General features: G+C 70.9%; 20 protein-coding genes and 1 other RNA gene. 7 read left to right on the top strand and 14 right to left on the bottom strand.

All coding sequences use genetic code 11. The annotated features are described in order from the left end of the window. Positions 1-56: 56 nt before the first annotated feature. From VGH85_17550 to rnpB, 4 genes are all read right to left on the bottom strand, one after another. Positions 57-242 (bottom strand): hypothetical protein, encoded by a 186-nt coding sequence (locus VGH85_17550; GenBank protein HEY2175616.1) that lies wholly within the window; start codon positions 240-242, stop codon positions 57-59. Positions 243-363: 121 nt separating this feature from the next. After that, positions 364-3,057, bottom strand: coding sequence for an alkaline phosphatase family protein (locus VGH85_17545; protein HEY2175615.1), 2,694 nt, complete (start codon positions 3,055-3,057; stop codon positions 364-366). Between the two features lie 145 nt (positions 3,058-3,202). Further along, positions 3,203-3,979 (bottom strand): DUF308 domain-containing protein, encoded by a 777-nt coding sequence (locus VGH85_17540; protein HEY2175614.1) that lies wholly within the window; start codon positions 3,977-3,979, stop codon positions 3,203-3,205. A 115-nt stretch (positions 3,980-4,094) separates the two neighbouring features. Then, positions 4,095-4,503, bottom strand: an RNA gene (gene rnpB / locus VGH85_17535) — RNase P RNA component class A. Positions 4,504-4,574: 71 nt separating this feature from the next. On the opposite strand from rnpB, the gene VGH85_17530 reads away from it, so the two are divergent. From VGH85_17530 to VGH85_17515, 4 genes are read left to right on the top strand one after another with little or no spacing between them, the layout of a single operon-like run. Continuing rightward, positions 4,575-5,330, top strand: a complete 756-nt coding sequence (locus tag VGH85_17530; GenBank protein HEY2175613.1) for a sulfite exporter TauE/SafE family protein — start codon at positions 4,575-4,577, stop codon at positions 5,328-5,330. Between the two features lies 1 nt (position 5,331). Next, on the top strand, positions 5,332-6,582 hold the full coding sequence (locus tag VGH85_17525) for an SLC13 family permease (protein HEY2175612.1): 1,251 nt from the start codon (positions 5,332-5,334) through the stop codon (positions 6,580-6,582). A 5-nt stretch (positions 6,583-6,587) separates the two neighbouring features. After that, entirely contained in the window at positions 6,588-7,073 is a 486-nt protein-coding gene (locus VGH85_17520) for a universal stress protein (protein ID HEY2175611.1), read from the top strand. 58 nt (positions 7,074-7,131) lie between these two features. Then, on the top strand, positions 7,132-9,333 hold the full coding sequence (locus VGH85_17515; protein HEY2175610.1) for an FUSC family protein: 2,202 nt from the start codon (positions 7,132-7,134) through the stop codon (positions 9,331-9,333). On the opposite strand, the gene arfB is transcribed toward VGH85_17515, so the two are convergent. The 4 genes from arfB to VGH85_17495 are packed head-to-tail and all read right to left on the bottom strand — an operon-like array spanning position 9,296 to position 12,736. Next, positions 9,296-9,724, bottom strand: coding sequence for an alternative ribosome rescue aminoacyl-tRNA hydrolase ArfB (gene arfB, locus VGH85_17510; GenBank protein ID HEY2175609.1), 429 nt, complete (start codon positions 9,722-9,724; stop codon positions 9,296-9,298). The two genes, VGH85_17515 and arfB, sit on opposite strands and share 38 nt — an antisense overlap. A 2-nt stretch (positions 9,725-9,726) precedes the next feature. After that, a complete protein-coding gene (locus tag VGH85_17505) occupies positions 9,727-10,839 on the bottom strand; it encodes a bifunctional RNase H/acid phosphatase (protein ID HEY2175608.1) in 1,113 nt (370 codons plus the stop codon). Next, a complete protein-coding gene (locus tag VGH85_17500; protein HEY2175607.1) occupies positions 10,836-11,579 on the bottom strand; it encodes a C4-type zinc ribbon domain-containing protein in 744 nt (247 codons plus the stop codon). Before VGH85_17500 ends, VGH85_17505 begins: the two co-directional genes overlap by 4 nt. Further along, positions 11,576-12,736, bottom strand: a complete 1,161-nt coding sequence (locus VGH85_17495) for a Nif3-like dinuclear metal center hexameric protein (GenBank protein ID HEY2175606.1) — start codon at positions 12,734-12,736, stop codon at positions 11,576-11,578. The genes VGH85_17500 and VGH85_17495 overlap by 4 nt, the downstream gene beginning before the upstream one ends. Before the next feature lie 167 nt (positions 12,737-12,903). Between VGH85_17495 and VGH85_17490 the strand changes: the two genes are divergently transcribed. Next, positions 12,904-13,485: a mismatch-specific DNA-glycosylase gene (locus VGH85_17490; protein ID HEY2175605.1), complete on the top strand. Its 582-nt coding sequence runs from the start codon at positions 12,904-12,906 to the stop codon at positions 13,483-13,485. 9 nt (positions 13,486-13,494) lie between these two features. Here the strand turns inward: VGH85_17490 and VGH85_17485 are convergent, their stop codons facing one another. After that, positions 13,495-14,997: an MFS transporter gene (locus VGH85_17485; protein ID HEY2175604.1), complete on the bottom strand. Its 1,503-nt coding sequence runs from the start codon at positions 14,995-14,997 to the stop codon at positions 13,495-13,497. A gap of 101 nt (positions 14,998-15,098) precedes the next feature. Between VGH85_17485 and VGH85_17480 the strand changes: the two genes are divergently transcribed. Further along, positions 15,099-15,965 (top strand): helix-turn-helix transcriptional regulator, encoded by an 867-nt coding sequence (locus tag VGH85_17480; GenBank protein ID HEY2175603.1) that lies wholly within the window; start codon positions 15,099-15,101, stop codon positions 15,963-15,965. Here the strand turns inward: VGH85_17480 and VGH85_17475 are convergent. From VGH85_17475 to VGH85_17460, 4 genes are all read right to left on the bottom strand, one after another. Next, positions 15,925-16,302: an MmcQ/YjbR family DNA-binding protein gene (locus VGH85_17475; GenBank protein ID HEY2175602.1), complete on the bottom strand. Its 378-nt coding sequence runs from the start codon at positions 16,300-16,302 to the stop codon at positions 15,925-15,927. The two genes, VGH85_17480 and VGH85_17475, sit on opposite strands and share 41 nt — an antisense overlap. 6 nt (positions 16,303-16,308) lie before the next feature. Next, on the bottom strand, positions 16,309-17,307 hold the full coding sequence (locus VGH85_17470; GenBank protein ID HEY2175601.1) for a Gfo/Idh/MocA family oxidoreductase: 999 nt from the start codon (positions 17,305-17,307) through the stop codon (positions 16,309-16,311). A gap of 52 nt (positions 17,308-17,359) precedes the next feature. Further along, positions 17,360-18,031, bottom strand: coding sequence for a ThuA domain-containing protein (locus VGH85_17465; GenBank protein HEY2175600.1), 672 nt, complete (start codon positions 18,029-18,031; stop codon positions 17,360-17,362). Between the two features lie 102 nt (positions 18,032-18,133). Continuing rightward, entirely contained in the window at positions 18,134-19,423 is a 1,290-nt protein-coding gene (locus VGH85_17460) for an MFS transporter (GenBank protein ID HEY2175599.1), read from the bottom strand. A gap of 130 nt (positions 19,424-19,553) precedes the next feature. Here VGH85_17460 and VGH85_17455 point away from each other — a divergent pair, with 130 nt between their 5' ends. Then, positions 19,554-20,444 carry a LysR substrate-binding domain-containing protein gene (locus tag VGH85_17455; GenBank protein ID HEY2175598.1) on the top strand — a complete coding sequence of 297 codons (891 nt, stop codon included), beginning with the start codon at positions 19,554-19,556 and terminating at the stop codon, positions 20,442-20,444. 3 nt (positions 20,445-20,447) lie between these two features. On the opposite strand, the gene VGH85_17450 is transcribed toward VGH85_17455, so the two are convergent. After that, entirely contained in the window at positions 20,448-21,665 is a 1,218-nt protein-coding gene (locus VGH85_17450; GenBank protein HEY2175597.1) for an enolase C-terminal domain-like protein, read from the bottom strand. Positions 21,666-21,745: the final 80 nt, after the last annotated feature.

Raw genomic sequence — 21,745 nt, 5'->3', positions numbered from 1 at the left:
TCGCGGCCGTTCGCGATCGGAGCTCTGCTGTCGACGTCGCCACCGGTGTCGACAGGTCAGCAGGTTGCGGCCTGGTGGGCGGGCTGGGCGGCCGCGGGACGGCTACGCCGACCTGCGGCACGGACCCCGCGATGGGACCTGTTGCTCCGGCTGCGCGTCCGCGGTGCGAAGTCGGCGATTATCCGCTCGCGACGGTAGGCGACCTCGGCCTCGGCCTGGGTGAACGATCCGAGCATCCACATGGTGACTCCTCTTACTGGTGCCGTTCTGACACCTACGACGATGCGCGTCTGAGGAGGCACCCCACATCAGCAGGAATCCCTATCTGCGGGACGGACTGCCTTAGTCGGGATGGAGCGGAAGCTAGGAACTCGACGAAGTCACGCTCATCGCGTCGGCGTTGAAGCCGCCCTTGGCCGGTGCGCCAGGCGTACTGACGTAGAACGCCAAGGCGTCACCGGACCCTGCCGCGGTGTAGGCGTTTGTCACCTGGGCCCAGGCGGTGCTCCGTGTGGTCAGGGTGACGGTCTTGGAACCGACCGTCGCACCGGACGGGCTCAGCTCTCGCAGGAACAGGCTGACCTTCTGTCCCGCGATATCCGGTTTCACCCAGACCGAACCCGCATACGAGGCGCCGGCGACGGTGGCCCTGCCTGCGGAGCCATCGAGCCAATGCGGCTTGTCGACGAACCCACAGGCCGCCGTCCCCGTCGTGTTGTTGGTCGAGCGCAGGCTCCACGAACCGTCGAAGCCGCCGGAGACACGGCTGCTAGCCGACGAACTGTTGAACAACCCGGTCCAACCGGTCAGCGTGGCCTCCACGCTCTGGTTGCCGACGAACTGCGTCGGGCCAGGCGGTGGCGTGGGGGTTGGTGTCGGCGTGGGGGTCGGCGTCGGCGGCACACCCGTGCCCGGCGAGAGATTGAAATCCGCCGTCAGGTTGCGGGTGCCTGCGTCGGCCGCGTGGCCAAGCAGCGGCAGACCCAGCAGGTTTTCCACGGTGTTTGTCAGGCAGTACAGCGTGCAGAACCCGGCCGACACCGTGCCCGCAGCGACATACGGTGCCACCGCGGTGAAGGCGATATTGCACGAAGGCTGCTGGCCGGCCAGGTCTTTGGTCTGATCGGCGCAGTTCTCGTCGGTCACCTTGTCGGTGCCCTTGCCCTCGTCGTAGGTGAGGAAGATGTCTGTGTCGCCGGCCTGGTAGTTCGGGCCCGCAACGATGAGCGGGATCAGCTGCGACAGGTAATTGTCGCCCGTCTGGATATCCGAGTTGTGATCGTCGTTGATCAGGTTCGGCGTAATGAACGTGTAGGTCGGCATATTGCCCGCCGCCAGATCGGTGTAGAACTGGCCCATCTTGGTGGCGATGCTGCCCATCGGGACATCGAATTTCGCGCAGTCGCTGCGCAGGTCGGTGAAGTAGGTTGCCGGGTTGTGCCGCGTTGCGTAGTTGAGGCCGCTCCCGGTGGGACTGTCGAGAAGCTGACAGTTGGACGACATATCCTCGGCGTACCCGCGCCAGCTCTGGCCGGCCGCCGTCACCTGGTGGAAGATGTTGTCATCCGCCGACGTACAGAATCCGGTTGAGAAGTTCGGCGTGCAGTCATGAAAGGTGCCGAGCGTCTCCTTGCCCGAGTGAGCGGCGAGATAGTTGGGCAGCGACGGGTGCGAGATGGCAAACATGTTGCTCGCCTGGCCGCAATCGTGCGCCAGCTTCGTCTGGTACGGAGCACTGGCGTTACCGATGATGTTCGACTGGCTCTCGTTCTCCATGTACAGCACGATGACGTGGCGCGGTGGCGCGGGGTTGGCCGGCACTGGATTGCCACACGCGCTCAACCCTGCCGGCTGAGTCGGCGTCGGTGATGGCGTCGGGCTCGGGGTCGGGGTCGGACTTGGCGTATCGGTCGGCGTGGGTGTGCCCGTCGGTGTCGGCCAGGGCTGGCCCGCCGTCAGGCCGAAGTGGCCGATGAGACTGGGCGTCTGCAGGTCGCCGGCATGCGCCAACAACGGCAGGCCAAACACCTGCTCCACAGTCTTGGTAATCGAGTAGAGGTCGAAGAACGACCCGTCGTTTCCGGCCGGCGTGAACCGGTTCAGTACCAGGAGCGGCACATGGCAGGAATCGTGGTGGGCACTAACGCCGTTGTTCACGGGCAAGTCCAACGACTGGTTCGTACAATCTTCGCCGGTGGCGGCATCCGTTCCGGTGCCCTCGTCGTAAGTGACAAAGATGGTGAGCTGGCCGGACTGGTAGTCGGGACCAGCTTGCAGCAAGCTCAGCGTCTGCTGCAGGTGCGTATCCGCTGCCTGCAGGGCGGCCGCTGCCCCGCCTGCGCCTTCCCCGTCATATGCCAAGCTAGGCGTGATCCAGCTAAAACTCGGAAGCGCGCCACCCTGAATGTCATTGGCGAACGCGCCGGTTGAAGCGGTTAAATCGGCTACCGGAACGTCCTTGGCCGCGCATTCTGCCGACCCGACTGCCGAATAGAAGATCGGCGGGTTGTGGCCAATCTTGTAATTGCCGCTCGTATTCGCGGCGCACGGCGCCGGCATGGCCTCCTCGTAGGCTTTCCAACTCAGCCCCGCGGCATCGAGCTGTGAATACAGGTTGGACGACGCGTCGGCACATGCGTGGACGCTGCCGCAACCTGGTGGGCTGGCCGGGGGGAACTGCCCGGCCGAGGTGGCCAGGTAATTGGCCGCCGAGGTGTGGGTGGCACTGAACATGGCGGTACCGGACCCGCACTGGCTGGCCAGGCTGGTCTGGAACGGCGCGCTGACATTGCCAATTACGGCCTTGTAGCTACGGTTTTCCAGCATAAGGACGGCGACCTTGGACGGGCTGCCATGCACCGTCGCGAGGTCCCCGCAGGCGACCGCTGCGGCGGTTCTGGTTGAGCCCGTCGTTGCCATAACCGCGACTACCAGGGCCAGTGCACCCAGGACTGCGCAAGCGACCCGTGGCATGCCCATCGGGATCATCTCCCCGGCCCGACACCCGGCCGCCCCATCAGCCGGATGATGCCCCACGATCTCCGCCGGCGGCGGCATGGGTCATCACCCGATCGGAGTGACGCGAGATGCGGGCACGAGGGACGCACCTAGAGCCGGCCTGCAAGCCGGCTCTAGGTCCCGCGTGTCGCTGAGCTGCGACGAAGTGCCAGTCCCATCCAGAGTCGGGACGGAGCGGAGCCGGTTAGTTCGCCGACGGCTGGCGGGGAGGCGGCGCGGCTGCCGGCATCGGCGGTGCGGCGGGCGCCGTGGCCAGCAGAGCGGCCTTCAGGTGCGCATACTCCTCGGGGCTCAGCTGCCCGACGAGCTGCAGCTGGGCGAGCCGGTCGAGTTCGTGCGTGACCTGGGCCGGATCGCCCCCGGCGGAGTTCGCGAGTGCCGCGAGCCGCTTCCCGACATTGCGGACCTCGAAGGCCACCACGCAGAGCATCACGCCGGTGATGACCGCCCACAGGCCGAGAATGACGATGATCAACGCCAGCGTCAGCTCGGGTCGGCGCATCGCCCAGATGCCCAGGAGGAGTTCGAGCACCCCCATGACCACCATCAGGCCCCAGTAGGACAACTGCCTGCGGTTGGTGATCGCGGTGACGATGTGGAAGCCGCCGCTGAGGACGAGCCATACGCCGACGAAGAAGGCCAGGGCGAGCAGGGTCGGCCCGGGCCAGACGATCAACACGATGCCGGCGATGACGCCGAGCACGCCCGCGGCCACTTGGGCCCCGAATGCACCGGATGCGTAGGACGGGCTGAGGGCGAGGACCAGCCCACGGGCGATGAACAGGATGCCGGTCACCACCACCAGGACCTTGAAGGTCCAGCTGTTGCTGAGGATGGCAAGCCCGAGCCCGATCGAGACCAGGCCTCCCAGCAGTGGGCCCCACCACAGGTGCGAAATCCGTTCGGCGAAGACCGACAATCCGCTCTGTCGGGTCTCGGCACTCTCACGTGTCCCGGTCATCCCGATCGTCTCCCCCTGCTCACCCGTTGCGGCCGCGCGCCAACGCGCGCGATGCCATGATCGCTGCCGCGACCGACGGGCGCCTCACCCGTTTCGGGTAAGCGACCGGGTACGACGGACGAGTCGGCCTGTAAGCCGGGTCCTGTCGCCGGGGCGCCTTGCGGCACTGCCCCGGCGGGCGACCATCCCTCTCGGCGTACCGTCGCCGGCACGCTCTAGCGGTCCACCCGCAGGCTCGGGCGGGCAACCCTCGAACGCCTGCGCAGGCCGGTCGCCGAGGCGACCGACCCTTTCGACCTTGCTCCGGGTGGGGTTTACCGAGCCGCCCCGGTCACCCGGGACGCTGGTGGTCTCTTACACCACCGTTTCACCCTTACCCGACCGCTTGCGCGACCGGGCGGTCTGTTTTCTGTGGCACTATCCCGCGGGTCACCCCGGGTTGCCGTTAGCAACCACCCTGCCGTGTGGAGCCCGGACTTTCCTCGGGCGGAGTCTCCCCCGCACGCGGTCGCCCGGCCGGCTCGTCCGCCGTACCCGCGATCCTACGACGAGGTGGGCGTCAGCCGGACATAGCCGACGACATACCCTTCGGCGCGTGCACCTCGCCGACGCAGCCCTTCTCGCCGGAGCGGGACTCGTCGGAGGAGCGGTCAACTCGATCGCCGGCGGCGGTTCGCTGATCGTCTTCCCGGCCCTGATCGCCACCGGCTACGGCACCCTCGCCGCCAACGTCACCAACTCGGTGGCGGGCTGGCCCGGCTACCTCGGCAGCGTGCTCGGCTTCCGGCCCGAACTGGCCGGACAGCGCGAGCGGCTGGCCCGGCTGTCGGTCGTGGCGGCGGCCGGCTCGGCGGTCGGCTGCCTGGCCCTGCTCGCCGCACCCGCCGGCGCGTTCACGATCGTCGTCCCGTTCCTCGTGTTGTTGGCGAGCCTGCTGCTCGCCGTCCAGCCGCAGGTGGCGAAGCTCGTCGGGCCGCCCCAGCCGGGCGATCCCGACAACGCCCGGGCGCTCTACCCGGCCGTCTTCGTCGCCTCGATCTACGGCGGCTACTTCGGCGGGGCGCTCGGCGTCATCCTGCTCGGCGTACTGGCGCTGACCGTGCACGACACGTTGCGCCGGATCAATGCGGCGAAGAGCGCGCTGTCGCTGGTGGTCAGTAGCGTCACAGTGCTGGCGTTCGGGGTCTTCGGACCGGTGCACTGGGCCGCCGTCGCGGTCGTCGCGCCGGCCGCGCTGGTCGGCGGCTTCCTCGGGGCGAAGATCGCGCGCCGGCTCAACGACCAGGTCCTGCGTTGGTGCGTCGTCACGTTCGGAGTCGCGGTCTCGATCTTCCTCTACGTCCGCCGCTGACGTGTCGCAGTCCGCCGCCGAGGCGATCGGCATCGTGGTGCTGCTCGTCGTGATCGGCTTCGCCGTTGTCACGCCGCGCCGGTTGCCCGAGGCGACGGCGGCGGTCCCGGCCGCGATCCTGCTCATCCTGCTCGGTGTGGTGAGCCTGCCCGACGCGGCCGCCGAGGTGAGCCGGCTCGGCCCGACGGTCGGCTTCCTCGCCGCGATCCTGCTGCTCGCCCACCTGTGCGACGAGGAGGGGGTCTTCGCCGCGGCCGGTGCCCTGATGGCCCGGCGCTGCCGCGGCCGCCCGATCACCCTGCTGGGCCTGGTGTTCGCGGTCGCCTCGGTGATCACGGCGCTGCTCTCGCTCGACGCGACCGTGGTGCTGCTGACCCCGGTCGTCTTCGCCACCGCCGCGACGCTGCGGCTGCGTCCCAAGCCGCACGTCTACGCCTGCACCCACCTGGCCAACTCCGCGTCCCTGCTGTTGCCGGTCTCCAACCTCACCAACCTGCTGGCCTTCGGCGCCTCAGGCCTGTCCTTCACCCGCTTCGGTCTGCTGATGCTGCTGCCGTGGCTCGTGGTCATCGCGATCGAATACGGCGTGTTCCGGCGGTTCTTCGCCACCGACCTGCGTACGCCGCCCGGCCGGCGCACGGCCGAGCGAGTCGAGACCCCGGTGTTCGCGCTGGTCGTGGTCGGCCTGACGCTACTGGCGTTCGGCCTGACCTCCCTGGTGCACGTCGCGCCGGTGTGGGCGGCCACCGCGGGGGCCGGCGTCCTCGCCGTACGCCGACTGGCGCGCCATCAGACGTCCCCGGCGCGGCTGCTGAAGGAGACCAACCCGCTGTTCTGCATCTTCGTGCTGGCACTCGGTGTCGTGGTGCGGGCGGTCGAGGACCACGGCCTCGGCGCGTTCATCCGGCGCATCCTGCCCGACACGTCGGCGCTTCCCGCCCTGCTGCTCACCGCCGTGATCGCCGCCGTGCTGGCCAATCTGGTGAACAACCTGCCCGCAGTCCTGGTCATCCTCGGCGCCGGTCTGGGCGGACCGGGCCTCGTCCTCGCGGCGCTGATCGGGGTGAACGTCGGACCGAACCTCACCTACGTCGGCTCGCTGGCGACCCTGCTGTGGCGACGCACCCTGCGAAGTCGCAACGCCGAGCCTGCCCTCGGCGAATTCGTCCGGCTCGGACTCGCCACCGTTCCACTCGCTCTCGTCGGCGCCGTTCTGGCACTGTGGGCCGCGCTGTCGACGATCGGAGCGTGAGCGCGATGCGCGTCGTGGTGTGGGTGGTCGAAGGGACGTGGGAAGCCTGTGTCGACGCCGCCGTCGAATACGCGCCCGAGGACGCAGAGATCGTCCTGCTGCACGTGACGTCCGGCGCCGTCGAGGAAACCGCCCGCGGCGCGTTCACCGGACTGCTCGGCCGCGGGCACGCCGACCCCGATCCGGCCGACGCCGTCGCCCGGATGGACGAGGAGGCGGAGATCGCGCTGCTGGACGCCGCGGCCGACCGCGTCGGTCGCGAGGTGAGCCGGGAGCATCGGCACGGCCGGATCGAACGTGAGGTCGTGGCGGCCGCCGACGGCGCCGATCTTCTCGTGATCGCCCGCGACGGCGATCGTCGGCGGCTCGGGCCGAAGAGCCTCGGACCGCCGACCCGGTTCGCCGTCGACCACGCACCATGTCCGGTGCTCCTGGTCTGGCCGGACACCGCGCCCGGGATCGACTCGATCCCGCCGCCGCCCCACCACTGACCGGCCGGTCACCGCGTATCGACCATCCGGACCGGCACCGGATGGGACCCTTCGCTTCGTGAGCCCTCCGCCGCCCGCCACGGTGCACAAGGCGCTGCGGGTCGCGCTCGCCACGTCGATCGCCGTCCTGATCTCCCGCTACGCGATCGGTAACGCCGTCATGGCCCCGTTCGCGGGGCTCTCCGCGATCGCGCTGAGCGGACTGGCCGACTACGGCGGCCCGCTGCCGCGCCGGGTCCGCGCCTACCTCGTGACGCTGGTGCTGGGCGTCGTCATCGTCGTCGTCGGCACCGAGGTGTCGCGCGTGACGTGGGCCAGCGCGCTGGTGGTGTTCGTCGTGGGGTTCGTCGTGTCGATGGGCGCGGTCTTCGGGGGATACGCGATCGCCGGCTCGATGGCGGTCATCCTGCTGATGATCGTCTCGTCCGGAATCCCGGGTACGGCGGCCCAGATCCCGGATCGGCTCGCCGGTCTGGTCCTCGGCGGCGCGCTGTCGACGATCGCCGCCGTCGTCGTCTTCCCCGACCGGTTGCGGCAGGATTACCGGCACCGGGTCGCCGCCGCCCTGCGGTCAGTGGCGGCGTGCGCCGACTCGATCGCCGGCGCCGACGAGCCGACCGGGCGGGACGCGGTACGCCGGTCCGCGACGGTCTCCGTCCGCGATGCCCGGGCCGACCTCGCGGCGGCCGTCGAGCGGCCGGTCGGGCCGTTCACCGAAGACCTCGCGCTGGCGGCGCTGAACTACGGCACGCAGCGCGTCGGGATGGTGCTTCCCGCGCTGGCGCCGTCGCCGCCGACCGACCACGGGGAGCAGGCGCTGCTGCACGCGCTGGCAGGGGCACTGGCCGACTCGGCCGCGGCCGTGGACACCGGTGCCACCCCACCGGACGTGGCCCGGCTCACCACCGCGGTGACGGACTACGACGCCGACCGGCATCGCCGGTTGGCCGCACTCGTCGCCGCGGGCCGGGTCGAGCAGTTCGAACCCGAGTCCCGACGCGCCTACCTGCTGCGCTACCAGGCCACCGCGACCACCGCCATCGCCGACGCCGCCACCACCCTCGTGATCGGTGCGCACGCCGGCAGCGCCGTCGGCGGGCCGCTCAGCCAGGTCGCCTCCGGGGCGATCGGGCCGCTGGTGGCCTGGCGACATCGCCTGCTGACCAACCTGCGACCCGACTCGGTCCTGTTCCAGAACGGCCTCCGGCTCGGGATCGCCCTCGCCGGGGCGGTGCTGGTGACCCGGCTGGCCGATCTGCAGCACGGGTTCTGGGTGGTCTTCGCGACGCTGTCGACCATGCGGACGACGGTCCGTGCGATCGGCAACTCATTGCTGGAGGCGGTCGGCGGGACCGCCATCGGCGCGGCACTCGCCGGGGCGCTCATCCTCACTGTCGGGCCGCATGCGGACTGGTACGCGCTCGTGATGCCGGTCGTCATCTTCGTCGGGTTCATCGCCGCGGGCTACGGCCTGCTGGGCACGCAGGCGTCGTTCACCGTCGTGATCGCCGTGCTCTTCGCCCAGCTCACCCCGGTGGGATGGGACATCGGGTTGATCCGGCTGCAGGACGTGGTGGCCGGAGCGTTGGTCGGCGTCCTCATCGGGGTCATCGCCTGGCCGCGCGGCGCCGCGACCGTGCTACGGCGCGACGTCGCAGACCTGATCACCTCCGGCGGCACCTTCGCGGCCGAGACGGCGCGACATCAGCTCGGGGTGGTGCAGCGGCCCGACGAGCGCGCCGTTCGCGAGGCCGCCCGGCGGGTCCAGGACACCTTCGCGCAGTACCTCACCGAACATCCGCGGAGCCATCGGCGTACCGAATGGGTGGACGACCTGGTCGGCTGGGGCCATCGGCTCTGGTATTCCAGCGACGCGCTCACCGCCGTCGCCGCGCACGTGTTGCGGCCCGGACTGTGCCCGGTCTTCGTGGCCGCGCTGGCCGAGCATGCGCGCCGCCTCGGACCCCGGTACGACGCGACCGCCGACGCGCTCCGGCACCGGACCGCTCCGCCGCCGACCGGGGCGCCGCCCAGCCTCGGCCGGGAGGGGCTCGGCTGCCTCGCGAACTTCCGTGGCAGTACCGATCCGGCCGCGCTCACCGACGTCGTCGACGTCTTCACCATCCGCGCGTGGCTGGTCTCGCTGGAAGACGAACTCGTGCAGGTTCACGATCTCGTCGCCCGGCTGGACCGCTCACCGCCGGTCCCGTCGGCGGTCCCGGTCAGTCGTTCGGATCGGGACGTCCACGGCCACGTTTGACCTGGCCCCGATGACGCTTTCCGGCCAGCCGGGCCTCGCGGGCCGATCGGCTCGGCCGGGTCGCCCGGCGGGGCGCCGGCGGAGGGCGCAGCCCGTCCGCGATCAGAGCGGCCATCCGGGCCCGGGCCGCCTGCCGGTTGCGCCACTGCGACCGGTATTCGCTCGCCACGACGACGAGGACGCCGTCGACCACCCGGCCGGCGAGGCGGGTCAGCAGCCGGGACCGGCGGGGCTCGGACAGCGCGGTCGTCGCGGCGATGTCCCAGCGCAGCTCGACCCTGGTGTCACTGGTGTTGACCGACTGACCACCCGGCCCCGACGAACGGCTGAACCGCTCGACGAGTTCGTCCTCCGGCACCGTGAGGTTTCCGACCTTGAGCCCGGCGTCCACGGTCAGCTCAGATGGCTCGTGTCGTTGACCAACCGCACGGAGGCCGGCCCGTCGGCGTACCAGTCCACTGTGGACAAGCTCGCGATGTCGAGGTGCAGCCGGAACAACGTCGCCGTGGGCGCGTCGAGACCGATCCGCAGCAGGATCTTGATCGGGGTGACGTGGGAGACGACGAGAATCGTGCCGCCGGGATGCGCGGTGAGCATCCGGTTGCGGGCCCGGCGTACCCGGTTGGTCACGTCGGTGATGCTCTCACCGCCGGGCGGTGCGACGTCCGGGGATGCGAGCCACGCGTCGAGTTGCCGGGGCCACCGCTCGCGCACCTCGGCGAAGGTCAGCCCCTCCCAGTCGCCGAAGTCGAGTTCGGCGAGACCGGGCTCCTCGACCGGGTCGGCGCCCAGCTCCTTCGCGACCACGACGGCGGTCTCCTGCGCCCGCCGCAAGGGCGAGCAGACGACCGCGTCGATCCCGTCGTACGACGACAGCCGCCGGGCCGACGCCTCGGCCTGTTCCCTGCCGACCGCCGTGAGCGGGAGGTCGTTGCGTCCCGAGAACCGCATGTCGACCGAATGCTCGGTCTCGCCGTGCCGCAGCAGCAGCATCGTCGTCGGCGGGCCGGTCGGCGCTCCCCAGCCGACCCGCGGAGCCGGATCGGCCGACTCACTGTCCACTGTGGACTGTGGCCGGGCCCGGCCCGACGCGGCAGCATCCATCGCCTCGTTGGCCAGCCGGTCGGCGTGCGTGTTGCGTTCGCGCGGTACCCAGGTGAAGGTGACCTTGGGCAGCGAGCGCACCAGCTCGGCCGCCCGGCGCGCCAGGGGCTGCAGGTCGGCGTGCTTGACCTTCCAGCGACCCGACATCTGTTCAACGATCAGCTTGGAGTCCAGCCGTACGTCGACCGCCGACGGTGACATCTCGGCGGCGGCCTCCAGGCCCGCGATCAGCCCGCGGTATTCGGCCACGTTGTTGGTCGCCCGACCGATCGCCTCGGCGCGCTCGGCGAGCGTCTCGCCGGTGGCCGGGTCGCGGACCACCGCGCCGTAACCGGCGGGCCCGGGATTTCCGCGCGATCCGCCGTCGGCCTCGACGATGACGCGATCCGGCGTCCCGCTCACAGGCCGGAGTCCGGCGTGCGCACCAGGATGCGCCGGCACTCCTCGCAGCGCAGGACGAGATCAGGCGCCGCGTTGCGGGCGGCGGTCAGTTCGGTGCCGGCCAGCTCCAGCCGGCAGCCCTCGCAGCGCCGCGCCCGTAGTGCCGCCGCGCCGGTGCCGCCGGCCTGCGCCCGCACCTTCTCGTAGAGGGTGAGCAGTGCTTCCGGGATGTCGACGACGAGCGACGTGCGCTCTGCGTCGTGCCTCGCGGTCTCCGCGTCGATCTGCTCGTACGCCGTGTCGCGCCGGCCGACCGCCTCGGCGCGCTCGGCGCCGACCCGCTCCGCCTCGGCGCGTACCTCCGCCAGTCGGGATTCGGACTCCTCCCGGCGTTCCATCACCTCGAGCTCCTGGTCCTCCAACGTCGACTGGCGCCGGGCGAGGGTGGCCACCTCGTGCTGCAGGCTCTCCAGCTCCTTGGCCGAGCCGACCGAGCCGGAGTCCATCCGGCCCCGGTCGCGCTGGGCGCGTGTGCGCACCTGTTCGACGTCGCGGTCGACCCGCTTCTGCTCGCGGTCGAGGTCGCTCACCTCGGTCTCGGCCCGGACGGTGTCGGCCTGCAGTTCGGCGAGGCGCTCGTCGGCGCGGGCGATGTCGGCCAGCTCCGGAAGCCGGCCGCGGCGGTGCACCAGCTGGGCCAGCACGGTGTCGACCGCCTGCAGGTCGAGCAGACGGAGCTGGGCTGCGGGGTCGGCGTTCACTGCACTCCTTCTGACGACCGGTCGGGACTGCCGGGCGCGCTCCAGACCGTCCAGGGGTCGGTGACGCGGGCGGACACGGCTGTCTCCACCGTAGCCTCGCCGAGCGCGGCCGACAGACGGGCGGCGGCGTCGCCCAGCCAGGGCCACTCGCTGGCCCAGTGGCCGGCGTCGACCAGCGCCGGGCCGCCCGCCTCGAGATGCTCGGCCGCCGGATGGTGGCGCAGGTCGGCGGTCACGAAGGCATCGACACCCGCCCGGGTGACCTGGTCGAGCAGCGAGTCGCCCGCACCACCGCAGACCGCCACGGTTCGCACCAAACGGTCCGGGTCGCCGCCGCCGCGGACCCCGGCCGGACCGTCCGGCAAGCGGGCGGCCACCTGCTGCACGAACTCGACGAACCGGAGCGGTTGGGGCAGCACCCCGATCCGGCCGAGCCCCTGATCACCCGGCTGACCGGCCAGTTCGACTACGTCGATCGCCGGCTCCTCGTAGGGGTGCGCCGACCGGAGCGCGGCGAGTACCGCCGCCCGCCGCCCCCTGGGCGCCACCATCTCCACCCGCACCTCGGCCACCGCCGTCACCTGGCCGGGGGTGCCGACGCTCGGGCGGGTGTCCGGTCCGGCGCGGAACGTCCCGGTGCCGCCGGCGAACCAGGCGCACCGGGTGTAGTCGCCGATGACCCCGGCCCCGGCATCGGCCATCGCGTCGACGACCCGCGCGACATCGTCCTCCGCAACGAACGTGACGACCTTGTCCTGCGGCGGCGCCGGGCTCGGCTCCAGCGGGCGCAACTCGCCCAACCCGATGGTGGTCCCGAGCGCATCGGAGACCCCCGGCCGGGCGACATCGGCGTTGGTGTGCGCGACGAACAGCGCCGTGTCGGACCGGATCAGGTCGTGCACCAGCCGGCCCTTGTACGACGTCGCCGGCACACCGTGCACCGGTCGGAGCAGCAGCGGGTGGTGGGTGACGAGCAGGTCAGCACCGGCGTCGATGGTCTCGCGCACCGTCGCGGCGACCGGATCGACCGCGAAGTGGATCCGGCGTACCTCCTGCGCCGGATCGCCGCAGACCAGGCCGACCGCGTCCCAGGGCTCGGCCAGCCGCGGGTCGTAGAGCGCCTCGAGGGCGGCGACGACGTCGGCGAGGAGCGGCATCCGGACAGGCTAGTGCCCGCGGCGCCGAGCTCCGTCCGACAGTCCCCGGCTGCTCACATCCCTGTGCCCTTGCATCGCTCCGCGGAGCAAAGGCACAGCGGACGCGCGTCACTATCCCATTGCTTCGCTGCGCGGAGCAAGGGCACAGGGGACCGTAAGGTGCGGTGGTGGGATTCACGCGGGCGGAGCTCGAGTCCTTCCGCGGCCGGACGCTGCCGGACCTGGTGGGTCCCGACGTGCGGCTGCTGTTCGTCGGCATCAACCCCGGGTTGTGGACCGCGGCGGCCCAAAGTCACTTCGCCCGCCGCGGGAACCGGTTCTACCCGGCGCTGCATCGCGCCGGAATCACCGACCGACGCATCGACGCCTCGGCCGGATACGCCGCGGCGGACCTCGCCCATCTGCAGGATCGCGGTGTCGGCATCACCAACCTCGCGCCGCAGGCGACGGCCCGCGCCGACGAGGTCGAGCCGGCCGCGCTCGTCGCCGGTGCGCGTGGCCTGCGCCGCCGGGTCGCGCGGATCGATCCGGCCGTGGTCGCGGTCCTCGGGATCAGCGCCTACCGCATCGCGTTCGCCCGGCCCCGCGCCGTCGTCGGACGTCAGCCCGACGACCTCGGCGCGGCGCAGTTGTGGGTCGTCCCCAACCCGAGCGGCCTGAACGCGCACGCCACGCCGGCGAGCCTGGCCGCCGCCTTCCGGGAGATCGCCGTAGCTGCCGGGATCGACGTCTACCCGCTCCAGCCCTGACGGCGACCCTTACTCGTTCCCCGCCGACGTGGGCTGCGCCACTGCGGCCCGCCGCACCGTGCGGGCGAGCAGCAGCGCGCCGCCGAGTCCCGCGACGGTCAGACCGGTGAGGCTCGCGTCGACGGTCGACACGGCGATCGCGGAGGCGTGCCCGACGTGGTGAGTGGCCAGGCTGAGGAACAGGCTCCCGAACACCGCCACTCCGACGACCTGGGCGAGCTGGATCGTCGTGGTCAGCAATCCGCTGGCGTCAGCGGCCTTCGCCGCCGGCACGTGCACCAGGGCTTGGGAGAGCAGCGGCCCGAAGCCGAAACCGAGCCCGCCGCCGAGAGCGACCAGCACGAGTTCCAGCCAGATCCCGCCTCGACTCCCGCCGTGCAGGTCGGCGGCGAGCAGGAGGTAGCCGACCGCGGCGAGGGCGAAGCCGGCCGGCGTGATGCCGTGGTGGATGCGGCCCGGGAGCCGCCGCCACCAGTAGCCCGCCGCGCCGAATGCGGCCGCCGCCGGTGCAAAGGTGAGGCCGGCCCGCAGCGCGCTCTCCCCGAGACCGCCCTGCAGGTGCAGCGCGAAGCTGAACAGGAAGCCGCCGTAACCGATCATCGCGACCGCCAGGGTGGCGAGGCCGGCGGCCATGCCTGGGGTCCGCACCACCCGCAGGTCGACCAGCGGATCGTCACCTCTCGCGGTGGCCGCCCGCTCGACGTGGACGAACCAGACCGCCATCAACGCGCCGGCGGCGAGACTGGCCCAGGTCCACCATGGCCAGCCCTCCTCCCGCCCGAGGACCAACGGCAGCACGACGAGCAGCACCGCCGCAGACCCGGTGAGCAGGCCGGGTACGTCGAGCCGGCGCCCGACCGCGGTGCGCTCGGCCGGGACGAGCCGCACGGTGAGGACGGCGATCACGATGCCGACCGGGATGTTCACCAGGAAGACCGGTCGCCATCCCTCGCCGAAGAGGTTCGCGCTGATCAGGACGCCGCCGAGCACCTGTCCGGACACCGCACCGACGGCGACGACCGCCGAGTACACGCCCAGCGCTCGGGTGCGGGCCGATCCGCTGAACTCCCGCTGGATGACACTCAGGATCTGCGGCACCAGCGCCGCCGCGCCGGCCCCCTGCGCGAACCGGGCCACGATGAGGGCCGCCGTGCCCGGCGCGAGCCCGCAGGCCAGGGACGAGACCGTGAACAGGCTCAGACCGATCAGGAACAGCCGGCGGCTACCGAAGATGGCCCCGAGCCGGGCTCCGGTGATCAGCAGCATCGCATAGGTGATGGCGTAACCGGAGACGACCAGCTCGAGCGCGGACCCGGAGGCGTGCAGGTCGGACCGCAGCGTCGGGAGCGCGACGTTCACGATCGTCGCGTCGAGCAGGACCATGAAGACCCCGGCGACCAGGACGCCGAGCATCGCCCAGCGGCGCCGATCGATCCCCGCGTCGGGAGGCGGGCCCGAGGCGGTGGGGAGATCGGGCGCGGGAGAGCCTGGACGGATCGTGGTCGCGGTCATGCATCGACGGTGCGTCCGGCCGGGCGCGCACGGTGAGAGCCCGCTGACACTGGTACTGCCAGTACCTGGTACCAGGAACGCCGGCCGGTCATGATGGTGACGTGACCATCGAGGCGACGCGGACACGCAACGAGCGGCGGACCGAGCTGGCGGCATTCCTCCGGGCCCGCCGGTCGCGGATCACCCCGGCCGACGTCGGGCTGCCGCCCGGGCTGCGCCGGCGGACGCCCGGGCTACGCCGGGAGGAGGTCGCGCAGCTCGCCGGGGTCGGGATCACCTGGTACACCTGGCTCGAGCAGGGTCGGCCGATCCACGTGAGCGTGCAGGTGCTCGACGCCGTGGCCGGCACGCTGCGCCTCGACGGCGCCGAGCGCGAGCACCTCTACCGGCTCGCCGACATCCCGACCGCCCCGGCCGAGCTCGCGATGGAGTCGGTCTCCCCGGCGGTGCGCGAGATCCTCGGCACGCTCGAGCCGCTGGCGGCATCCCTGCAGAACGCCCGCTTCGACGTCCTCGCCGCCAACTCCGCGCACGAACACCTCTTCTGGCGCTGGCACGCGATGCCGTGCGAGCGGCGCAACGTGCTGTGGTGCTCGTTCGTCGAGCCGGACGCCCGGGAGCGGTTCGTCAATTTCGACGAGGAGATGCCGCGGGTGGTCGCGACCCTGCGGGCGTCGTTCGCCCAGCACCTCGGCGAGCCGGCGTGGACGGACTTCATCCGGCGGCTCAGCGCGCGCAGCGCCGAGTTCGCCCAGATGTGGGCCCGCCACGACGTCGCCCGCCCGGGCGCCCGCACCAAGGTGTTCAAGCACCCGGTCGGCGGGCTGCTACGTCTGCAGTCCACCAGCCTGGCGGTCGCCGACATGCCGGAGTGCCGGATCGTCGTCTACACCCCGGCCGACGACGCGACCCGCGACGGCCTGCAGCTCATCCGGAGCCGGGCGACCGAGCGTCCAGATCCGCGATGAGCCGCTTCGGCGCGACCGCGCGATAGGCGTCGTCGACGAGGTCGGCGATCTCACCCCAGTCCACCGGCACGTCCAGCCAGACACCGAGCCAGCCGCGCGGGCCGACGTACGGCGGCCGGAAGTAGCGGTCCGGCTCGGAGCCGACCACCGCCTCCTGCGCACCGGGCGGCGCGGCGCACCAGAAGGCGAGTCGGTCGTCGTGATGGTGATCGGCGAACATCACGAACGTCTTCTTGCCCCGGACGAACCACGTCGGCTCGCCGTGGCTGAGGCGTTCGGTGACCTCGGGCAGCCCCAGACACAGGGTCCGCAACCGCTCGAGCGGGCCGCCGCTCACCAGCCGCTAGAGCTCCGAGAGCGCGACGACCCGACGCTCCTCGGCCGACTTGTAGGCGGCCAGGATGACCTTGAGTACGTCGATCCCCTCGGCCTCGGTGTTGATCGGCCGGGTGCCCTCGCGTACGCAGTCGACGAAGGCCGCCACGGCAGCCGGGATCGTCTGCACCTGGGGCAGCTCGGTCGCCGTGTCGTCCTCACCGCGCTTCTTGACGTGCAGCGCACTGCCGTCGCTCCACAGGCTGCCCTGCTCGCCGACGATCGAGAAGCGCTCGGTGCAGGCGGCCGGCTCGTAGGCCCAGCTGGTGATGATGGTGCCGACCTTGCCGTCGGCGAAGCGGACCAGCACCTGCGCCGAGTCCTCGCCCTCGGAGTGGGTCAGCCGGTGCGTGCTGAGCATGCTGAAGACCTCGACCGGCGTACTGCCCGCGAGGTGCAGCAGCAGGTAGGTCGGGTGGTAGCCGGTATCGATCAGCTCGCCACCGCCGCTGGTCTCGCGGTGCGCGCGCCAGCCCATGTTCTCCGGGTCGAGGTGGCTGAAGAAGCTGTCCGTCGTACGCAGCTCGTAGGTGTCTCCGATGACGCCCTCGTCGAGCAGTGCACGGGCCCGGGCCACCGGCGGCATGAAGAGCTGGTTGTGCGAGCACATGAGCGTGACGCCGCTGTCCTTGATCGCGGTCTGCACGCGGTCGGCCTCTTCGATCGTGAGGCACAGCGGCTTCTCACAGAGGATGTGCTTGCCGGCGGCCGCCGCGGCGACGATCGCGTCGGCGTGCAGGTGGTGCGGCAGGCAGATGTCGACGGCGTCGATGTCGGCGCTGGCCAGCATCTCGCGGTAGTCGCTGAAGACCTTCGCCCCGCCGGCCTGCTCGGCCCGCTTCTGCGCGTTCTCCGCGACGACGTCGGCGACCGCGGTGACCCGGGCGGCCTCCGGAATCGCCAGGTAGCCGTTCATGTGCGCGTTCGCGATGCCGCCGGCACCGATTAGTCCGACGTTGACCGTCATCAAAGCTCCAAAGAAAGGGGATCGGCTTGCGTGAAAGAGAGATCGTGCCGGATCAGGTGCGCTTGGCGGTCCAGTAGACCGCGTTGCGGATCACCCGCCGCACCATCGGGTCGGCGAAGGCCGGGTAGGTCTCATGGCCCGGCCGGAAATAGAACACCCGGCCGTTGTCGACCGTGTAGGCCAGCCCCGACCGGAATTCGTGTCCGTTGTCGAAGACGGACCGGAAGACGACCGCGTCGGGCTTTCCGCAGTTGAACGGCTCGTTGTAGCTCTCCTCCTTGGCGAGCTCGATCTTGTCCACGCCCTCGGCGACCGGGTGGTCGCGCTGCTCGACGGTGATCCGCTCGGCACCCGCGTCGACCTCGACCCCGCCGAGACCGCCGTCGTCGCCGATCAGCCGGGTGAACGGCTTGGACATGTGCGACGAGTGCAGGGCGACGAAGCCCATCCCCCGCTCCCGGACGTGACGCACCACCCGGTCGACCGCGTCGTCGGCGACGTAGCGGTGCAGCTGGTGGCCCCACCACACGAGGACGTCGGTGCTGGCGAGCTCGGTCTCGGGTACGCCGTCGCCCTCGTCGACCAGCTCCGCCGTCGTCACGGCCAGGCCGTCGTCGAGGCGAAGTCCCTCGGCAACGGCGCCGTTGATGTCGTCGGGGTAATACGCACGCCTCGCGGTGTGCTCGGACCAAACGCGCACTCGGATCTCCGGTGCAGCCGTCACGCCTGTGCTCCTCTACAGATTGCCGACGTCAACTCATTCTTCGAACGACCGTACTAACAACGCCACCCGGGCACCAGCGGGCGTTGCGCTCTCCGACCCCGATCACGGGAGCCGCGGCCCCACGGTGATCAGCTTCCGGGCGTGCACCGGGTGCCAGGCGACCCGGAACTTCAGCCGGGCGCTGTGCTTGAGCCAGAGGCCGACGGCCACCGCCGCCAGAGCGGGGAAGGTTCCACAGGTGAGCATCCCGTAGCGGGGACCGATGTGCTCGGTCACCAGCCCGATGATCGGTGCTCCCAGTGGGGTGCCGCCGATCAGCACCAGCATGTAGAGGCTCATGACCCGGCCGCGGATGGTGTCTTCGGTGGCCATCTGCACACCGCTGTTCGCGGCGGTGAGGAAGGTCAGCGCAGCCGCCCCGACCGCCACCAGCAGCAGTGCGTAGGTCTCCGGATTGGGGGCCAGCGCGGTGACCGCCTCCAACGTTCCGAACACACCGGCCGCCGCCACGAGCGACCGTAACCGGTTGGTGGTCCGCCGGGCGGAATAGAGGGCGCCCGCCATCGACCCGAGCGCGAGCATCGAGTTGAGCAGGCCGTAGCCGCCGGGGCCGGTGTGGAAGACGTTCTTGGCATAGGTGGAGAGCACGATCGGCATGTTGAGGCCGATCGAGCCGACGCAGGCGACCAGGACGATCGGCCAGATCAGCTGGGGCCGGCTGGCGACGTAGGCCAACCCTTCCCGCAGCTGACCGGGAGCCCGCGGCGTGGGGACGATCGGGGTCAGCGTGTCGGTGTCGATCAGCGTGAGCGCGGTCAGCACCGCGAGATAGGAGACGGCGTTGATCGCGAACGACCACCCGGCGCCGACCGCGTTGATCAGCAGGCCGCTGACGGCCGGCCCGATCAGCCCGCCGAGCTGGAACACCGATGAATTCAGGCTGATCGCGTTACGGAGATAGCGCGGTCCGACCATCTCGTTGACGAACAGTTGACGCGTCGGATTGTCGACCACGGTAACGAGGCCGAGCATGAACGCGACCAGATAGATCTCCCACACCGCCACCGTCCCGCTCAGGATCAGCACGGCAAGTGTCGCGGCGAGCAGGCCGGCACACGATTGCGTTATGAGCAGCAGGCGCCGCTTCGGGTAGCGGTCGGCGATCAGTCCGCCGAACAGCCCGAAGACGAGCATCGGCAGGAATTGCATCGCGGTCGTGATGCCGACCGCGGTCGGGCTGTTGGTGAGTTCCAGCACCACCCAGTCCTGGGCGACGCGTTGCATCCATGCTCCGGTGTTGGAGAGCACCTGGGATGCCGCGAAGAGCCGGAAGTTCGGGATCTGCAGTGAGGCGAATGTGGACTGTCGGGTTTTCTCTCCCGAGGTGAGCAAGGTTTTCGTCCCCCGCTAGCTGGTCGTCGTGCTTCTGGCGCGATCGCCAGTTTTCCCCATACCCCGGCCATTGCGAAAGCTCATATAGGCTATTAATCTCATTGCGTCACCCAATAGGAGAGCGGACCGCATGCTGGATCCCGTGCTGCTCAGGACCTTCCTGGCCGTCGCGCAGTCGCTGAGCTTCACCCAGGCCGGGCAACGGCTCGAGCTCAGCCAGCCCACCGTGAGCCAGCACGTCCGCCGGCTCGAGGAGTCGGTCGGGCGTCGGCTGTTCGCCCGCGACACGCGGACGGTGCTGCTCACCGAGGACGGCGAGGCCATGGCCGGCTTCGCCCGGACCATCCTGGCGGCCCAGGAGCAGGCGACCGGGTATTTCGCCGGCCCGGCGCTCCGCGGTCGGCTGCGTTTCGGCGCTTCGGACGACCTGGCCCTGACCCAGCTGCCGCGGATCCTCCGGGAGTTCCGGCAGTTGCATCCACGGATCGATCTCGAGCTCACCGTGACCCAGAGCGGCGCCCTGCGGCGCCGGCTGAATTCCGGGCACCTCGACCTCGTCTTCGTCAAGAACGAACCCGGCGACAACCGCGGCCAGCTCGTCCGGCGGGATCGGCTGGTCTGGGTCGGCCTGGAGCGCACGTCGTTCGAGCAGGGCAAGCCGGTGCCGCTGGTGGCCTACCAGGCACCGAGCCTCTCGCGCGAGGTCGCTCTCAGCGCCCTCGAGCGGGCCGGGCGTACCTGGCGGATCACCTGCAACACCAAGGAGATCAACGGCATCCTCGCCGCGACCCGGGCCGGGCTCGGCGTCGCGGTGCTGGCGCAGAGCCTGATCCCGCCGGACCTCGTCCAGCTCTCCAGCCAGCACAAGCTTCCGCAACTCGGCAACGTCGACCTGTCGCTGCTGCGCAACCCGCGCGCGCCGAGCGGGCCGGCGGAGGCGCTCACCACCGCGATCCTCAACAGCGCCACCCCGGCCATTCCGCCGCCGATCCAGCACTCCGCGCCGGCTCCGACCGGCTGACCCTCAGGCCTGCTGGGCGGCCCCGGTCCAGAGGTACGTCGACGCGACCCGGGCCGGGTCGAGCTCGATGCCGAACCCCGGCGCGGTGGGCACTGCGACCGACCCGCCCTCGGGCGCCGGCGGGTTCTTCTCGAACTGGTAGCGCCCGGGCATGGCGAGGAACAGGTACTCCACCATCGGGCAGGTCGCCGGGGACTGGCTCGCCACCACGTGCAGGGCGGCATGCACCCCGTGGCCGTGCGGTATGACCGGGACCCCGAAGCTCTCGGCGAGCGCCGTGATGCGCACCAGCTCGGTCACTCCCCCGCACCATTCCGGATCGCACTGCAGCGCGGTCAGCGTCCCGTCCCGCAGATAGGGCAGGACGTCGGCGCGGTCGTAGAGATGTTCGCCGGCCGCGAGCGGGACCCGGGTCGCGCGGTGCAACTCGACGAACGCCGGGTACTGGGTCGGTGAGAACGGCTCCTCCAGCCAGGACGGGTCGAGGCCCTCCACCTGCCGCGCCCAGTCCCGGGCATGCGCGAGATCCCAGCCCATGAAGGCGTCGAACATCAGCCGGGTGCCCGACCCGACCGCCGCCCGGACCCGCCCGGCCAGCTCGACGTTGCGGGCGAGCCCGTCCGCGCCCTCCCCCGGTCCGTGGGCGAGGAACCACTTCTGCGCGGCGTAGCCCTCCTTGACCAGCCCCTCCGCGACCGACTGCACGTCGGCCGGGTCGTGCGAGGTGCCCAGGGTGGAGGCGTACGCCGGGATCCGCTCCCGGGACGGCCCGCCGAGCAGTTGGTGGACCGGGGCGTCGAAGGCCTTGCCGCGCAGGTCCCACAGGCAGTTGTCCACCGCGCTGACGGCCATCTTCAGGTGGCCGTGGCGGGCATGACGATCCAACCGGTAGAGCTTGTCCCACACGATGGTCCCGGCCAGCGCGTCCTGCCCGACCAGGAAGCCGGCCAGCATGTCGACGATGGGCCAGGCCGCCTCCCGGTCGATCGGACCGTAGAAGCCCTCGACGTCGCTGTCGGTGCCGACCCGCAGGTACAGCGCCTCGCGCTGCCGCGGTCCGGACTCCGGCCCGGGCTGCGATCGGACCCGATCGCTGCCCGGCCGGTGCTCGGCGTAGGCGTGGATGAGCTTGGCCTGGCCCTGCCGGAAGCCCGGCGTGCCGTCGGGGACCGGGCCCTGGACGGCCAGCACCTCGACGGCCGTGATGGTGATCTTCCGCATCCGCCCTGGTTCTCCCTGTTTGGGGGATCAGCGATGGTGGGCGCGGCAGGGATCGAACCTGCGACCGCCCGCTTGTAAGG

The organism is Mycobacteriales bacterium, from assembly GCA_036497565.1.
Taxonomy (GTDB): Bacteria; Actinomycetota; Actinomycetes; order Mycobacteriales; family QHCD01; genus DASXJE01.
This window is presented reverse-complemented; position numbering and strand designations above follow the sequence as displayed.

Excerpts from the sequence above, each read along its gene's own strand:
- VGH85_17540 (HEY2175614.1), bottom strand. The coding sequence starts at position 3,979 with ATGACCGGGACACGTGAGAGTGCCGAGACCCGACAGAGCGGATTGTCG.
- VGH85_17450 (HEY2175597.1), bottom strand. The coding sequence starts at position 21,665 with ATGCGGAAGATCACCATCACGGCCGTCGAGGTGCTGGCCGTCCAGGGC.
- VGH85_17520 (HEY2175611.1), top strand. The coding sequence starts at position 6,588 with ATGCGCGTCGTGGTGTGGGTGGTCGAAGGGACGTGGGAAGCCTGTGTC.
- VGH85_17545 (HEY2175615.1), bottom strand. The coding sequence starts at position 3,057 with ATGCCGCCGCCGGCGGAGATCGTGGGGCATCATCCGGCTGATGGGGCG.
- VGH85_17470 (HEY2175601.1), bottom strand. The coding sequence starts at position 17,307 with ATGACGGTCAACGTCGGACTAATCGGTGCCGGCGGCATCGCGAACGCG.
- VGH85_17495 (HEY2175606.1), bottom strand. The coding sequence starts at position 12,736 with ATGCCGCTCCTCGCCGACGTCGTCGCCGCCCTCGAGGCGCTCTACGAC.
- VGH85_17455 (HEY2175598.1), top strand. The coding sequence starts at position 19,554 with ATGCTGGATCCCGTGCTGCTCAGGACCTTCCTGGCCGTCGCGCAGTCG.
- VGH85_17550 (HEY2175616.1), bottom strand. The coding sequence starts at position 242 with ATGTGGATGCTCGGATCGTTCACCCAGGCCGAGGCCGAGGTCGCCTAC.
- VGH85_17485 (HEY2175604.1), bottom strand. The coding sequence starts at position 14,997 with ATGACCGCGACCACGATCCGTCCAGGCTCTCCCGCGCCCGATCTCCCC.